This is a genomic window from Paenibacillus sp. CB74, assembly GCF_055687625.1.
Genome location: NZ_CM146009.1, coordinates 1,447,733 through 1,463,729 on the forward strand (window position 1 = coordinate 1,447,733; position 15,997 = coordinate 1,463,729).

Here is a 15,997-nt window from a genome sequence, read left to right on the forward strand (position 1 = left end):
GACAGTGACGTCAGGAATAGAGTAGAACACAACTAATATATCCGAAAGCGAGTGATAAAACGATGAGTAAAGCACTGATTGTATGGGGCGGCTGGGATGGTCATGAACCGGAGCAGGTAGCAGCGATTTTTGAACGTATTTTGAAGGAAGAGCAGTTCGAGGTTGAAGTCTCAAATACGTTGGAGTCTTATGCAGATGCAGAGAAGCTGATGGGTCTGGATTTGATCGTGCCATTGTGGACGATGGGGCAGATTGAGCAGGAACTGGTCAATAACGTATCAGCGGCTGTTCAGAGCGGTGTGGGCTTGGCTGGTCTTCATGGCGGGATGTGTGATGCCTTCCGAAATAACGTGGACTGGCAGTTTATGACGGGTGGACAATGGGTTGCCCATCCAGGTAACGATGGTGTGGAATACATGGTGAACATGAAACGTGGCTCCAGCCCGTTATTGGATCATATTGAAGATTTTCAGGTGAAAAGTGAACAGTATTACCTGCACGTTGACCCGGCCGTGGAAGTGTTAGCCACAACTCGTTTTCCAGTGGTAAGTGGTCCGCATGCAGCGAATGGACCGGTAGATATGCCTGTTGTCTGGACGAAACGATGGGGAGCAGGACGGGTATTTTACAACTCACTGGGACACCATGCAGACATTGTAGACATGAAACCTGTGACTGAAATGATGCGCAGTGGTTTCAAATGGACAGCAGCAGGCAAAGAGCTTGCCAAGAGTCGAGTAAGTACAGCAACCGAAGTGTATACAGGTATGGCGGACAACCAGAACTAATGAGATCGTAGTCTGATTGCAAACGTAACTTCAGTGTCAACAATTCATCCTCAATGGATAAACCATTTCTGATCCACGGCGAAGGGAGCCCCAGGCATGAAAACAATGAAAGTAGGCATTATTGGCTGCGGTAAAATCAGCGGTATATATATGGAAAACTGTCACCGGTTCGAGGTGCTGGAACTTGTTGCTGTTGCGGATATTGATCGGAAACGTGCAGAGGAGCAGGCTGCAGCCTATAACGTGCCAAACGTATACAGCGTGGATGAAATCTTGGCTGATCCCGAGATTGAGCTGATCATCAACCTGACGATACCTTCCGTTCATGCGGATGTATGCTTGCGGGCACTCGAATCAGGCAAACATGTCTATGTGGAGAAACCGCTCGCAGTTACCCGTGAGGAAGGTCAGGCTGTGCTCGAAACAGCGAAGCGTAAAGGACTGCTCGTAGGCTGCGCACCAGAGACGTTCTTTGGATCAGGCATCCAGACTTCACTTCAATTGGTGGAGGAAGGAGTGATCGGCAAGCCAGTGGCGGCGACCGCATTTATGATGAGCCGTGGTCATGAGCACTGGCACCCAGATCCGGAGTTTTATTACGCGTCAGGCGGTGGGCCAATGTTCGACATGGGTCCGTACTACCTCACGGCATTGGTTCAACTGATGGGGCCGATCAAGTCCATTGCGGGCATGACAGGTAAAGCCATGGAAGAGCGCACGATTACGAGTGAGAAAAAGAGAGGCCAAGTGGTTCCCGTCGAAATTCCAACTCACGTCACGGGTCTGTTGCAGTTTGAGCAGGGTGCCATTGGCACGCTGATTACGAGCTTTGACGTATTTGGCGGAAGTGCACTGCCACCGATTGAGATATATGGCACGCACGGTACTTTGCAGGTACCTGATCCCAACACCTTCGGCGGTCCTGTTCGTTACCGCTTGCTGGGTGAACAGGAATGGACGGAAGTTCCGCTTCTACCAGGGTATCAGGAAAATACTCGCGGCATTGGTGTGGCAGATATGGCCTATGCAGCTCATAGCGGACGTGCACATCGGGCGAGTGGGGAACTGGCATACCATGTTCTTGAGGCCATGTGGGCATTCCACGATTCATCCGACGAACAGACTTTCTACCAGATGAAAAGCTCGTGTCAGCGCCCGGTTGCATTGCCAGCGGATCTGCCATTGTATACATTGGATAAGTAAGATAGCCATTATTGTTTATGTCATAACGAATAGCCCCTTTTCCTGCAAATCAGGAAAGGGGCTATTTTTTATTAAATCCAAGAAATCTGGGGATAACTGCGATCGGAAGGTTGTTCTGTCATCGGAGTGTCCAGTGTAAATATTCTTTGGTAAAACTTATATAGTCATTTACGGCTCGAATCCAGCCTGACTGATCCAGATTTCATCCTCGGCAAAATAGTCTTTCATCCGCTCAACGACGATCTGATACGCATCTGGATGATACCAGTCCGCCATCCCCACTTGCTGGTAGAGCGACTCCATGCCGAGTCGCCGGGTGCGCTTGCCTTCACTGCCATCGCCCATGAAATAATCGTCAATGCATACACGCTGAACGAGAGGTCTCAAGATGGCTGCAAAATCCTCACTGCTGGGTAATACGGGAGCAATCGCAACCTGTGTGGGTATTCCGGCATCCCGCAACTGTTCCAATGCACGTAATCGGCCTGCAATCGGTGGAGCAGAAGGACTGAAATGTTTGCGCATATCGTCCAAATCCGTCTCGACAGTCATACTGACCCGAACCCGGTCTCCTAACTGTAGTAAGAGATCTATATCTCGGGTAACGAGGGGACTGCGGGTTTGGACCAATACAAAATCGGGCGGATACTGTACCATCGTTTCAAGCAATGAACGCGTGATACACTCCTTGTACTCAGCGGGTTGATACGGGTCTGTACTGGATGACATGAACAGCGTGACTTTGCCTTTCGCCAGGGCACGCTGCAATTCTTTGGCGAACACTCGGGAGGCCTCCTGTTTCACATCAACCCAGCTCCCCCAATCCTCTTTGCGAAATAGAGAGACTGGCATCTGTCTGACATAACAATAGGAACAACCGAAGGCACAGCCTGTGTAAGGATTCAACGTATGTGTATATCCATTAAGGAAACCTGTTCCTTTGTTCAGTAACGTTTTGGGTACTTTGTAAGAAAGGTTGGTTTTCATGAGTTGTCATACCTTTCGCGGTAATGTGCAGGTGTAAGACCTGTGTGTTTGCGAAATACAGTAATGAAATAAGCCGAGTTAGGTATACCGACCTGGCGTCCAATATCCGTGACGGTTAGTCTGGTATGTTCAAGCAACTTCCGGGCTTCGGTCACTCGTTTATCCTGAATATATTGAACCGGTGTGCGGCCTGTAATCCGCTTGAATACACGATGCAGATGATAAGGGCTGCCGTGACTCACGGTGGCAAGGACATCCAGGGTTAGCGGTTCGGCGTAATGATGTTCAATGTAATCGGTGATCCCATATATCCACTCCTGATCAGGTACCCGCTCCCCTGTAGGTTTGCAACGTTTGCAGGGCCTGAACTTTCGTGCCAACGCTTCTTCAACACGTTGAAATATCAGCACATTTTCAGCTTTGGGTGCTCTGGACTTACAGGAAGGGCGGCAGAAAATGCCTGTTGTCTGCACACCGTAAAAGAACGTTCCATCATAAGAATTATCGTTGTGGATGATGGCACGCCAGTATTTTTCATCTATCGATTTGGGCAGTATGCGATCTTGATCCGGACTTTCCATGGTGATCACCTCATCTCTAATTATACCCCTGATTCCAAGGGATTGACGAAGTTTCAGCTTAAAAAGCAAGATATCAATACCGGGATACCGTACCTTTCTTCAATCTGAATGAAATATGAGCTACAATATACAAGATGGTATAAAAGGTTATATAGGTTCAACTAAACTTTCTACACGAGAACGGAGAGGACGGAAATAACGTGAAGAAGCGAAGCGTTCGCCTTTATCCCCGGATTTTCCCTTTGAAGAAGGGAATTAAAAAAAATCTGGGGATAACAGCGATCGGAAGGTTATTCTGTCATCGGAGTGGTAAGTGTAGATACTTTAGTTGGATTCATATAGAACTCAAATGAAATTTATAGATGAAAGAGGTAGGTAGGCATGGTTCGTTTTGGCGTAGTGGGTACCAACTGGATTACAGAAAGGCTTCTTGAAGCCGCAGCACAGGTTGAGGGATTCAAATTAACTGCCGTGTATTCAAGAACTGAAGAAAAGGCTAATGCATTTGCAGATAAATATAATGTTGAGCATCGCTTCACCGATCTGGAAGAGTTGGCGGCAAGTGATGTGATCGATGCAGTCTACATTGCAACACCGAATACGGTTCATGCAGAGCAGGCTGAACTTTTTCTGAGAAATGGCAAACATGTATTGTGCGAGAAACCTCTGGCTGCAAATAGCGCCGAAGTTCGGAGTATGATCGATACAGCACAAGAACATCAGGTTCTGCTTATGGAAGCGATGAAATCTACTCTTGTTCCCCAGTTCAAAATGGTGCAGGAAAACCTGCATAAAATCGGTCCTGTCCGCAAATACGTAGCAGGATACTCTCAGTATTCTTCGCGTTACGACAAGTACAAAGAAGGGATTGTCCTGAACGCGTTCAAGCCTGAACTCGCCAATGGTGCGTTAATGGATCTCGGTGTATATTGTCTCTATCCGTTGATTACATTGTTTGGTGCACCTAACCGTGTCCAGTCTCAAGCGATGATGCTGGAATCTGGCGTGGATGGACAAGGGAGTGTGCTTCTGGATTATAATGGGATGGATGCGGTCGTTACCTATTCCAAAATCTCCAACTCTCATGTACCAAGCGAAATCATGGGGGAACTGGGCAGCATCATCATTGACAAGATTGGTTCACCAGAACATGCAGAGATACGATACAATGACGGTACGGTGGAGCAACTCACAGTCGAACAAAACCATCCGGCGATGTATTATGAAGTGGAGGAGTTCGTGAATCTGGTTCAGGAAGGCCAGATGGAGTCCAGTATGAACACGTATGAACGCTCTTATGTTACGATGCAGGTCATGGATCAGATTCGGAAGCAGATTGGGCTTGTGTTCCCTAACGATTGATTCCAAAACAGGAAAGGTAGCTGAGACGAGATGAGCAGAGATGAGCAGAGCAACATTAGAGATGATCAGAAGAACAGCAGAGAAGATAACCGTGCCAATGATTCTGGTGGTTTGGAATTGTCACAGATTGTCTTTATAGGAAGAACCTTCGAGGAATATATGAAAATGTTCAACTTAACAGTAGAGGAGATTACTGGCAAGTCGATTCTGGATTGTCCCGGCGGAGCATGTTCGTTCAGCAGTCAGGCGCGCAAGTTGGGTGCAGACCCCATAGCGGTAGATATTGCCTACGAATACGGGATCGACGAGCTTGAAGTAAAGGGATATCAGGATATTGAGCATACGATGAAACAGATGGAACCCGTGCAAAACATATATGTGTGGGATCAATTTGGATCAATCCAGGGGTTAAAGCAAGAGCGAACTCGTGCCATCACAGATTGCATCGCAGATATGAGAATGTTCCCTGACCGTTATGTGGCGTCTGTGCTCCCGGATCTTCCTTTTGCCGATGAACAATTCGATCTGACGTTATCCGCTCATTTCCTGTTTACGTATGCGGATCGATTGCATGTTGATTTTCATGTTGCAACCGTAATGGAGCTGCTGCGTGTGAGCAAACGAGAGGTTCGCATTTTCCCAACAGTGGATCTGTCTGGCGAACGTTACAAGCACATGGATGAATTAAAATTAATACTCGAACAGCGTGGATACGCCGTTTCCGAAGAACCAACGTCATATGAGTTTCAACGGAATGCTCACACCATGCTTCACATTGTTAAATAGAATTGAACAAGATAGGAGGTTTTTCGGATGAATAAAGTCCTTATACTTGGGGGTACACGCTTTTTTGGAAAACGTCTCGTGGATCACTTACTGTGGGAAGGGAAGTCGCAGATCACAGTCGCCACTCGTGGTAAAACGGATGTCGACTTCGGACCCGAAGTGAACCGGATCAAGATGGATCGTGAAGACCCGGAATCTCTGGCAGAGGTTGCGCAGACAGACATGTGGGATGTCGTGTACGACAATATCTGTTATACACCAGATGCGGCAAAATCGGCATGCGAGGCATTCGCTGGGCGAACCAAAAGATACGTTTTGACATCCACACTCTCGGTGTACGGTGATCCCAGACCTGGATTTAAGGAAACGGATTTTGACCCGTATACATATCCATTACAGTATGGGAGTGCGGAGGATTTTTCGTACGGAGAAGGTAAACGGCTTGCAGAGGCTGTCTTTTTTCAGGAAGCGGATTTCCCGGTCGTAGCGATGCGTATTCCAATTGTACTCGGGATTGATGATTATACGAGAAGACTTCATTTTCATATTGAACATGTGCAAAAAGGAAAACCGATTGGCATGCCAAATCCGGATGCAGAGATTGGATTTATCAATTCCACCGAAGCGGCAAGATTCCTTGCTTGGCTTGGACATTCGTCCATTACCGGGCCGGTGAATGCAGCCTCCAAGGGTGCGATTACGTTGTCAGCCATGATACATCTGATCGAGACGGTCACGGGCATGCAGTCCCAGATCCTCACAGAAACGGTGAAAGAGGATATGTCACCCTTTGGAATTGAGCAATCATGGACGATGGTGACGACCAAGGCAGAACAAGCTGGATATACGTTCGAACCTCTGATGGACTGGTTCCCAGGACTCGTTCGTGAGGTCGCTCTCGCATTACAGTCAGAGCGGTAGAAATATCGCATTGGATAGAACTGAAATACCACGGAATGAACATAAAGAGGGTGCAACCAGAGCGTAATCTCTGGTGCACCCTCTTTATGTTGTACTTTTTTTCAGAATTTGAACGTGACTCAATCCAGATAGGAGGGAGAAATCACGTACACGATAACGATAACAGCAATGGGTAGGTTGTTCTGTCAGTGTGGCTCTCGTGGAGCAGAGGCAGAAGCCCTTATGCGAATTTCTGACGGTAAAATGATGGTTTGGGGCTCGGAAGGGGCTTTTCCCTCAATCCTGTCAATCAGCATTTGTACCCCCTGAAACCCAAAGTCATATGCCGGCTGTGCCGCTACGGTCAGAAATGGATCAAAGGCAGAAGCCAGATCCAGATCGTCGAAGCACACGACAGATATGTCTTCTGGTACACGTAGTCCACGTTTGCGCAAAAGTCGGATGACCCCAATCGCCAGCATGTTGTTGGCTGCAAAAATAGCGGTTGGTTGCTCCGGTTGTGAGAGTAGTCGATCCAGTCCCTCTTCATCGGTGAAATTCCGGTACCCGGTTCGAAGTACAAGCTCAGGATCGAGATCTGCTCCAGCCTCACGCAAACCCTCCAGATAACCTTCTTCCCGCAGTCTGGCGGTAGAAACCTCGGAAGAACCATTGACCAGTGCAATGCGCTGGTGTCCCAATTGCACCAAATAACGGATCAGCTCAATTGCACCTTCCCGGCTATCACCGGCAATGATATCCGATGTAATGCCAGGTACGGTGCGGTCCAGAAAGACAAACGGAATGTGACGTTCCTGTAACTGTTTCAGATGAGGCAGAGACCGATCTCCCGCCGGGGCAAAGAGTACACCATCGACGCGAGTTGACAGAATCGCATCCACGTAGTCCTTTTCCTTATTGTAATCTTCATCACTGTTGCCAAATAAAAGACGGTACCCTCGAAGATGGGCTGCATCTTCAGCACCACGGGCGAGAGTTGTATAAAAAGGGTTGGTAATATCCGTAATAAGCAGCGAGAGCATCTGGGTTCGCTGAAGCACAAGGCTGCGCGCATTCGAGTTCGGGATGTAGCCAAGTTCGTCGATCACCTGTTGCACACGTTCACGTGTAGCGGAACTTATGCGGCCTGTATGGTTAATGACCTTGGAGACCGTCATGGCGGAGACGTTGGCTTTTTTGGCAATATCGTAAATGGTAATCATAAGAAATCTAACCTTTCCGCAACATAGTCTTACCATTCTATAGGATAATGCCAATTGACAGCAAGATAGGCTCATGCTATGTTAGGGTTACCGATAACCCTAAGGGTTCTGAACGTCACTACTACATAACCATTTTGTTAAATTCGCTCATGCACGTTCCATTTTCTAGAATAGAGGAACTACATATATAGCTGATTAATGAAATGGTTTATTGTATTTTTTCAAACTTGTAAACGCATTCAATATTCGAGAAAGCTCTTGATAATCTGTATATGCAGTTCTTGTGTGCCACCCGGGTATCGGTTGTAATACCGTCACTATCTCATGCCATTCAATACACATGGATCAGACAAAAGATTTCTCAATTCAACCCAAATTCTATGAAACGAATTGAAGGAGGACACTTTAGTATGACACATCAGGATTATCGTTATAAGCAGGCTTTCCCCAAGATTGGTATTCGTCCAACGATTGATGGAAGACGCAAAGGGGTCCGTGAGTCACTGGAAGAGCAGACGATGCGGATGGCGACATCCGTTGCCGAGCTACTTGCAGCCGAACTGCGTTACCCGGACGGTTCCGCGGTGGAATGTGTTGTCGCTGAGACTTGTATTGGCGGTGTGGCCGAGGCGGCCGCAGCATCTGAACTGTTCAGTCGTTCCAATGTGGGCGTAACGATCACCGTGACACCATGCTGGTGTTATGGTACGGAAACCATGGATATGTCGCCATCCATCCCTACTGCCATCTGGGGTTTTAACGGGACTGAACGTCCGGGTGCAGTATATCTGGCAGCGGTACTCTCTGCCCACGCACAGAAGGGGATTCCGGCCTTTGGGATCTATGGAGAGGATGTGCAAGACGGCGGGGATACAACGATTCCTGATGATGTGCGTGAGAAATTGCTCCGGTTCAGCCGTGCGGGTCTTGCAGCCGCTACCTTGAAAGGGCAAGCGTATCTGTCCATTGGATCGGTATCCATGGGAATTGCAGGTTCGATTGTGAACGATTCATTTTTCCAGGAGTATTTGGGTATGCGCAATGAATACGTGGATATGAGCGAACTTACTCGCCGTATCGAAGAAGAAATCTACGACCCCGAGGAGTATAAGCTCGCGCTGGCATGGGTGAAGGAGAATTGTAGCGAAGGTCCGGATAACAACGCTGCCCATCTGCAAACGGATCGTAAACGCAAAGAGTACGAATGGGAAACGGTTGTGAAAATGACCCAAATCGTGCGTGACTTGATGGCGGGCAACCCGAGATTGGCAGAGCTTGGGTTTACAGAGGAATCGATGGGCCACCACGCGATTGTATCCGGCTTCCAGGGACAACGGCAGTGGACGGATCATTCTCCGAACGGAGATTTTCTGGAGTCGATATTAAACTCTTCCTTTGACTGGAATGGCAAGCGCGCGCCCTATCTGGTTGCAACAGAGAATGATAGCTTGAATGGCGTATCGATGTTGTTCGGTTCGTTGCTCACACATACGGCTCAGATCTTCGCTGATGTGCGTACGTATTGGAGTCCGGATTCGGTACAGCGTGTGACGGGGCATCAGTTGGAAGGAAACGCGAAGGATGGCATTCTGCATCTGATTAACTCCGGTTCCGCAGCTTTGGATGGCACAGGACAACAGTCTAGAGACGGGAAGCCTGTCCTTAAGCCTTTCTGGGAAATTTCAGATGAGGAAGTTCAGGACTGTCTGAAAGCAACATCGTGGAGACCGGCATCCGTTGAATATTTCCGCGGAGGCGGCTATTCTGCGGATTTCCTGACCAAAGGTGGTATGCCCGTAACGATGACACGTCTCAATCTTGTCAAAGGACTGGGACCAGTGCTGCAGATCGCTCAGGGTTACACGGTCGATCTGCCTGAAGCGGTGCATGATACGCTGGATCAACGGACAGATCCAACCTGGCCATCCACCTGGTTTGCACCTGTTCTAACCGGGGCAGGAGCGTTTACTTCCGTATACGAGGTCATGAATCAGTGGGGTGCGAACCATGGCTCCATCTCGTATGGACACATCGGTGCTGATCTGATTACGCTCGCTTCCATGCTTCGCATTCCGGTAAATATGCATAATGTACCAGAATCGGAGATTTTCCGGCCACGTGCATGGGGATTATTCGGCACAAGTGAACCCGAGAGTGCAGACTACCGTGCTTGCAGTGTGTTTGGCCCGTTATATCGCTAAAATAAAGTTCCATTCCTGTCAAACGCCATGTTCCTTGTGAAATGAAGGTACCATGGCGTTCTCTTGAAAGCTGTGTTCAGAACTTGAATACGGCTCATCGCGTAGCGTTAAGGAGGCTTGGTAGATTGGGCGATCAAGCAACACATGTGCTTGCTGCCGATTACGGCGCTGGTAGTGGACGTGTAGTCCGGGGTTCTTTTGATGGAAGCAAACTCTCGTTACATGAAGTGCATCGATTCAACAACGAACCCGTGCAGCTGGGGGGCGGATTGTATTGGGATTTCCTGCGACTTTTTCATGAATTAAAACAAGGCATTGTGAAAGGGACGCAAGGTATCTCTCCATCGGTCCGTTCAATAGCAGTGGATACATGGGGGGTGGACTATGGATTGGTGGATGGTGCGGGAAGATTGTGCTCGAACCCACGTCACTATAGGGAAGCACGCAATGCACAGTGGATGGAAGAAGTTCTGCACATGGTGAAAGAAGAAGAACTGTATGCCATGTCCGGTGTCCTGCCGCAGCAGATCAACACCGTATTTCAACTGCTAGGGAGTGTACGAGAGCAGGCCGAAGGTTTGCGTCCGGATGTGCGGATGTTATTCATGCCTGATTTATTTCACTATTATCTATCCGGTCAGCAGGCTTGTGAATATACGATTGCAAGTACCAGCGGGCTGTTGCATGCAGGTGAGGCGCGATGGAATAAGCACCTGTTCGGGCGTCTCGGTCTACCGGAAACATTATTTCCAAAACTCGTTCAGCCGGGTACCATACTGGGCAATTTAACACCTGAGTTGTGCGCCGAATTACGGACTGGACCGATGCAGGTGGTCTCTGTGGGCTCACATGATACCGCATCTGCCTTGGCAGCCATCCCTGCGATGGATTCGAATTTCGCTTTTATCAGCTGTGGAACCTGGTCTCTTATGGGTGTGGAGCGTGATACACCTGTATTGGATGACCGAAGCCGTGCATTGGGATTCACCAATGAAGGCACCGTAAGTGGTAAAGTACGTACCTTGAAAAATCGTTCAGGTCTGTGGCTGCTACAGGAATGCAAACGGCAATGGGAACGGGAGAATCAACGTTTCACACATGAAGAACTGGTTCAGCTGGCTGCCTTGGCAACGCCGCATCAAAGTTACGTATCGCCGGGAGATAGCGTATATTTGGCGCCAGGGAATATGGCTGAGCGAATACGACAACAATGCAGCGCCAGCGGACAGACTGTACCCGAAACGACTGGAGCGGTTGTACGCTGCATTCTGGAAAGTCTTGCTCTGGAATTCAGACAGACGCTGGATGAACTGCAGTTGATTACAGGTACAAGACCTGGTGTCATTCATATGGTTGGTGGCGGTGTGCACAATCGACTATTGTGTCAGTTTACAGCCAATGCAGCCGGTGTGCCGGTGGTGGCAGGCCCCGCAGAGGCGACTTCAGCCGGGAATTGCATGCTGCAATTCCTTGCTCATGGAGAAGTGAGTAGCTTGGCCGATGTTCGGGAGGTCATGGCTGCTTCCTTTTCCCCCGAAACCTATGAACCTGAGGATACAGAGGTGTGGCAAGAAGTTTATGAAAACTACCAAAGTCTGAATCACATTAAAAGGTAATGAACAGATTCAAAGTAATGAGCATGGACGCAAAATGCTAAAAAAGAAAAGTTTGAGGAGTGGTGAGGAACATGTCTGAACAGCAAATAAGGGAAGAGTTGACGAAATATGCCCGCAGAGCAGTTGCTCAAGGGTTGGTGGTAGGACCCGGCGGCAATCTGAGTGCCCGCTCTGGGGGAACGATGCTGTTGTCTCCGAGTGGTTACGCGCTTGAAGATCTGGAGCCTGAAGAATGGATTGCAATTGATATCGAGACAGGGGAGACTCGTGCCGGAGAAACACGCCCTTCCTCTGAAGTCTTAATGCATCTGTACAGCTATCGTGTGAATCCGGATATTCAAGCCATTGTACATACACATCCGGCATATACAATCGCACTCAGTCTCGTTTTCAATGAATTGCCACACTTGTTTCCGGATCAGTCCGCATTGGTGGGTGATATCGGATTCGTGCCTTACGTTCTGCCAACGACCAAACTTCTCGCGGATGCAGTCTCAGCAAAGGTCGAAGAACATACGGCACTCATTCTAGTCAATCACGGATTGGTCACAACGGGTAAAAACCTCCGTGAAGCCTATTACCGCACCCAGGTCGTGGAAGAAAGTGCGAAGGTGTATATGATCGCCAAGGCAGCGGGGGAACCCAAAGTGCTTACTGCCGAAGAATACAAGGAAATTCAATCCCTTGAGAGTGAAGCATACCGTGTGCAGTTGCTGCAACAACTCAAGTCCTGAGACCTTATTTGTTCCTTCGTGAGTGTGTTCATGATTCAAAATATTACTTCCATGAGGGCAGTTTGCATCCTCCAGCTAAACGTTGGACTAAAGGATGTAAAATGCTCTTTTTTATTGTTGAATTAGAAAGCATCGAAGGTTGGATTCGTGGCTATCAGCACAAATCCGAACAATGCGTTGTAGTTGGTTTTCTACTGCCTTGGTTCAGGCGTAAGCGGAACAGAACGCGGACTGTTATGCAGCTATCTGAATGGATAGGCACAGGCTACATAAAGCAACTTTTTCCGACAGCTATTGCATATGCTGAAATACCGAGTATAATACTTGGTAAATAGACGAAAAGGGGATGCAATAAACGATGAAAACACATGCTGAATTGAACTCACTTCTTGTTGACGATTATCTGGATCTCCTGAACATTGCGAAACAGCTAGGTGATGACGAATGGAAAGATGCCATTCTGCAAGCATTGAAGGAAGAAGTCGATGCGAATCATCATCTGGATTCAACAGAGGTAAGACAGGATCTATGGAACCAATTTGAAGGCATTAATGAACAGATGCATGAGCTGTTAATGCAACTGAAGCATGCGGACAATCCGGAAGAGAAAGAGCAGATTATCGAGATGATATGGGGATTGAAAGTGGACCGTCATGCGATTACACGTAAACTTGAAACGATGAGCCGTGCCAGCGCTGGACGTCAATAAGCTCCAGGTTGATTATACATTGAAAACCCGCGTGTTTCCTGGGAATATCCCTAGGTCGCACGCGGGTTTTGTTTTTGGTTTAGTTTTGTTTAATACACTTTAAGTGAGTGTTCAAAAAGTTCGGTTTTCAGTACCGAGAAGATGGGATGAAACTACCTCTCTAAAACTGTTTTGCGAAAGTGCGCGCCTGTTCAATGGCTTGTTGCTTGATCTCATCTGCACGATCTTTATATTGATTATGTCCCTCTACAAAGATGCCATCAAGCTTCGGCACACCGAGGAATGACATGATAATGCTTAGATAACGATGACCGGATTCCATCTGAGCCGCTGGGCCTTCGGAATAAATGCCACCGCGTGCTTGAATATGCAGCGCTTTTTTGTCAGACAACAGTCCAACAGGACCTTGTTCTGTATACCGGAATGTTTTGCCGGCCACACAGATAGAGTCCACATATGCCTTCAGAATGGGAGGAAATGAGAAGTTCCACATCGGTGTTACAAAAACATATTTATCTGCTGAGGCAAATTGATCCGACAGTTCATTCAAACGGCTTACTTTCGCCTGCTCTTCCGAAGTCAGGTCACTGCCCGATTGCAGTTTGCCCCAGCCACTGAAGACATCCGCATCGATATGCGGAATATCCGAGCGGTACAGATCGAGGTGAACAACCTCATCGGAAGGGTGACTTTCACGATACGCATCAATAAATGCTTTGCCCGTAGCCATGCTGAAGGAGGTTTCATGATCATGAGGATGGGCAGTAATATACAATAAGGTAGACATGCAGTTCTTCCTCTCTGTGCGATTAATGGTCGAACCAATCTTGGCAATAATGAAGCGACCGCAGTAGTATGCATCGTTTTCCTCGTTTTATACGTCAGAAAGGAATTGAATGGATGGAGCCGATACTGAATTGAATGCTATATAGTAACCAGATACTAAATCCATGTATAATATACAGGACGAGTATTTGTGTTCCAACGATAATAGGGATGAGTGAGATGAGCGCACATGGGAATGGACCTGGAGAAGCAACGATTAAGCATTGAAGCAGCGAAATTGTATTATCAGTCCGATTACAGCCAGCAGGATATTGCTGCAAGATTGGGCGTGTCGCGTCCAACCGTATCAAGGTTACTTCAGTATGCGAAAGATCGGGGATACGTCCGGATTGAAATAATGGACCCGCTGGAGGATATCGATATCATTGCCGGAGAACTCAAGTCGAAATATGATCTGGATACGGCACTTGTGTGTTTTGCCCCGTTGAAGAGTGATGAGGAAATACAGAAGCATATCAGCAAACGAGCAGCAGACTACCTTCAGGAGACGGTTCAGGATGCGGATATTATCGGGGTGACTTGGGGAACAACCATGCATGCCGTAGCACGTCAGCTCCGTCCCAAGCAGGTTAAAGGTGTCGAAGTTGTACAATTGAAGGGGGGAGTAAGCCACTCCCATGTCAATACGTATGCCGCTGAGATTGTACATTTATTCGCTGAAGCTTTCCACACGGTACCAAGGTATTTGCCACTGCCCGTTATTTTCGACAACATTGAAGTGAAGAACATGGTGGAGGCCGATCGGCATATCGGCAGAATTGTAGAACTTGGCAGACAGGCCAACATCGCTTTGTTCACGGTGGGTACTGTGAAAGAAGATGCATTACTGTTCAGGCTCGGTTACTTCAATGAAGAAGAGCAACAATTATTAATGAACTCTGGTGCAGGTGACATTTGTTCACGCTTTTTCGATGCGGAAGGTCAGTTGATCAGTGAAGAGATTAACAGTAGAACCGTCGGTATTGACTTGGCTGAATTGAGAAATAAGGAAAAATCAATCCTGGTCGCCGGGGGCCAACGCAAAATTGAAGCCATTCACGCCGCGCTTAAAGGTCATTATGCGAATATTTTGGTTACGGATCAGTACACAGCCCAGGCATTACTGCGGTTCTAATTTCAAATGGATATGGATGACAACATCTGCCACGTAAAAAGGGCGGATGTTTTGCTTTGTTAGGCAGAAAATATAATGAGGCAAGAACGGTAAGTCAAGGTGTGAACAAAAGTTCAAGTTGATTTTTACATATGTTCATGTTAGTGTAAGGGTATAGAAAAATAGTTCAGATAAGGGAGAGATTCAATTGACTACACCACAATTAGCTAAAATGATCGACCATACGTTGCTTCGTGCGGACGCAACGCAAAGTGAAATGGCCAAGTTAACCGAAGAAGCGAAGCAATATCAATTTGCTTCTGTATGTGTTAACCCAGGTTGGGTTGCTTATGCTGCTGAGCAGTTGCAGGGTACTGGCGTAGACATCTGCACCGTTATTGGTTTCCCTCTGGGAGCATCCACAACGGAAACAAAAGCTTTCGAAACCAAGGATGCGATTGCTAAAGGTGCAACTGAAGTCGATATGGTCATCAACATCAGTGCTTTGAAAGATGGCAAGGATGATTATGTTGAACAAGATATTCGTGCTGTCGTTGAAGCGGCTGCGGGTAAAGCTTTGGTGAAAGTTATTATTGAAACTTGTCTGTTGACGGATGATGAGAAAGTACGTGCTTGTCAGGCAGCTGTACGAGCTGGAGCTGATTTTGTTAAAACCTCTACAGGTTTCTCTACAGGTGGAGCAACGCCAGAAGATATCGCTTTGATGCGTCGTACTGTAGGTCCTGATGTTGGCGTTAAAGCTTCCGGTGGTGTACGTAGCCTGGAAGATATGCAGAAAATGATTGAAGCGGGTGCGACTCGGATCGGTGCAAGCTCTGGCGTGAAGATTATGCAGGGCGGTCAATCTACATCTTCTTATTAAGCAAAAAGTTGAACAAGCACAAGCTTATCCAACAAAAGTAATGTTATGTTCTCTGTACTTGAGCGTTCGTCTCAGGTACAGGGAA

15 protein-coding genes are annotated in these 15,997 nt (G+C 47.7%); 11 read left to right on the plus strand and 4 right to left on the minus strand.

Annotated elements, in window-relative coordinates; all coding sequences use genetic code 11:
• Nucleotides 1-62 precede the first annotated feature (62 nt).
• Nucleotides 63-788 (plus strand): ThuA domain-containing protein, encoded by a 726-nt coding sequence (locus tag ACX9NY_RS06630; RefSeq protein ID WP_472477696.1) that lies wholly within the window; start codon nt 63-65, stop codon nt 786-788.
• A gap of 96 nt (nt 789-884) precedes the next feature.
• Nucleotides 885-1,991 carry a Gfo/Idh/MocA family protein gene (locus ACX9NY_RS06635; RefSeq protein ID WP_472477698.1) on the plus strand — a complete coding sequence of 369 codons (1,107 nt, stop codon included), beginning with the start codon at nt 885-887 and terminating at the stop codon, nt 1,989-1,991.
• A gap of 168 nt (nt 1,992-2,159) precedes the next feature.
• Here the strand turns inward: ACX9NY_RS06635 and ACX9NY_RS06640 are convergent, their stop codons facing one another.
• Together ACX9NY_RS06640 and ACX9NY_RS06645 are read right to left on the minus strand one after the other, a co-directional pair.
• Nucleotides 2,160-2,978, minus strand: coding sequence for an SPL family radical SAM protein (locus ACX9NY_RS06640; protein WP_339234271.1), 819 nt, complete (start codon nt 2,976-2,978; stop codon nt 2,160-2,162).
• A complete protein-coding gene (locus ACX9NY_RS06645; RefSeq protein ID WP_339255707.1) occupies nt 2,975-3,559 on the minus strand; it encodes a bifunctional transcriptional activator/DNA repair enzyme AdaA in 585 nt (194 codons plus the stop codon). Before ACX9NY_RS06645 ends, ACX9NY_RS06640 begins: the two co-directional genes overlap by 4 nt.
• 381 nt (nt 3,560-3,940) lie before the next feature.
• Between ACX9NY_RS06645 and ACX9NY_RS06650 the strand changes: the two genes are divergently transcribed.
• The 3 genes from ACX9NY_RS06650 to ACX9NY_RS06660 are packed head-to-tail and all read left to right on the plus strand — an operon-like array spanning nt 3,941 to nt 6,628.
• A complete protein-coding gene (locus ACX9NY_RS06650; protein ID WP_472477701.1) occupies nt 3,941-4,921 on the plus strand; it encodes a Gfo/Idh/MocA family protein in 981 nt (326 codons plus the stop codon).
• Nucleotides 4,922-4,951: 30 nt separating this feature from the next.
• Nucleotides 4,952-5,707 carry an SAM-dependent methyltransferase gene (locus ACX9NY_RS06655; RefSeq protein ID WP_472477703.1) on the plus strand — a complete coding sequence of 252 codons (756 nt, stop codon included), beginning with the start codon at nt 4,952-4,954 and terminating at the stop codon, nt 5,705-5,707.
• A gap of 27 nt (nt 5,708-5,734) precedes the next feature.
• Entirely contained in the window at nt 5,735-6,628 is an 894-nt protein-coding gene (locus ACX9NY_RS06660) for an NAD-dependent epimerase/dehydratase family protein (protein ID WP_472477705.1), read from the plus strand.
• A gap of 185 nt (nt 6,629-6,813) precedes the next feature.
• Here the strand turns inward: ACX9NY_RS06660 and ACX9NY_RS06665 are convergent, their stop codons facing one another.
• On the minus strand, nt 6,814-7,830 hold the full coding sequence (locus tag ACX9NY_RS06665) for a LacI family DNA-binding transcriptional regulator (RefSeq protein ID WP_472477707.1): 1,017 nt from the start codon (nt 7,828-7,830) through the stop codon (nt 6,814-6,816).
• Nucleotides 7,831-8,240: 410 nt separating this feature from the next.
• Here ACX9NY_RS06665 and ACX9NY_RS06670 point away from each other — a divergent pair, with 410 nt between their 5' ends.
• The 4 genes from ACX9NY_RS06670 to ACX9NY_RS06685 all read left to right on the plus strand — a co-directional run bounded on the left by ACX9NY_RS06670 (nt 8,241) and on the right by ACX9NY_RS06685 (nt 13,090).
• Nucleotides 8,241-10,031, plus strand: coding sequence for an L-fucose isomerase (locus tag ACX9NY_RS06670; RefSeq protein ID WP_342570208.1), 1,791 nt, complete (start codon nt 8,241-8,243; stop codon nt 10,029-10,031).
• 125 nt (nt 10,032-10,156) lie between these two features.
• Nucleotides 10,157-11,647, plus strand: a complete 1,491-nt coding sequence (locus ACX9NY_RS06675) for a rhamnulokinase (RefSeq protein WP_472477709.1) — start codon at nt 10,157-10,159, stop codon at nt 11,645-11,647.
• Between the two features lie 71 nt (nt 11,648-11,718).
• The gene (locus ACX9NY_RS06680; protein WP_472477711.1) at nt 11,719-12,381 is read left to right on the plus strand and encodes a class II aldolase/adducin family protein; all 663 of its coding nucleotides are present in this window, start codon (nt 11,719-11,721) and stop codon (nt 12,379-12,381) included.
• 358 nt (nt 12,382-12,739) lie between these two features.
• Entirely contained in the window at nt 12,740-13,090 is a 351-nt protein-coding gene (locus ACX9NY_RS06685) for a hypothetical protein (RefSeq protein ID WP_339255693.1), read from the plus strand.
• 160 nt (nt 13,091-13,250) lie between these two features.
• On the opposite strand, the gene ACX9NY_RS06690 is transcribed toward ACX9NY_RS06685, so the two are convergent.
• Complete coding sequence (locus tag ACX9NY_RS06690; protein ID WP_472477713.1) at nt 13,251-13,877, minus strand: FMN-dependent NADH-azoreductase; 627 nt, start codon at nt 13,875-13,877, stop codon at nt 13,251-13,253.
• 234 nt (nt 13,878-14,111) lie between these two features.
• Here ACX9NY_RS06690 and ACX9NY_RS06695 point away from each other — a divergent pair, with 234 nt between their 5' ends.
• Both ACX9NY_RS06695 and deoC read left to right on the plus strand, forming a co-directional pair.
• A complete protein-coding gene (locus ACX9NY_RS06695) occupies nt 14,112-15,050 on the plus strand; it encodes a sugar-binding transcriptional regulator (RefSeq protein WP_062836066.1) in 939 nt (312 codons plus the stop codon).
• A gap of 211 nt (nt 15,051-15,261) precedes the next feature.
• The gene (gene deoC / locus ACX9NY_RS06700; protein ID WP_339243108.1) at nt 15,262-15,912 is read left to right on the plus strand and encodes a deoxyribose-phosphate aldolase; all 651 of its coding nucleotides are present in this window, start codon (nt 15,262-15,264) and stop codon (nt 15,910-15,912) included.
• Nucleotides 15,913-15,997: the final 85 nt, after the last annotated feature.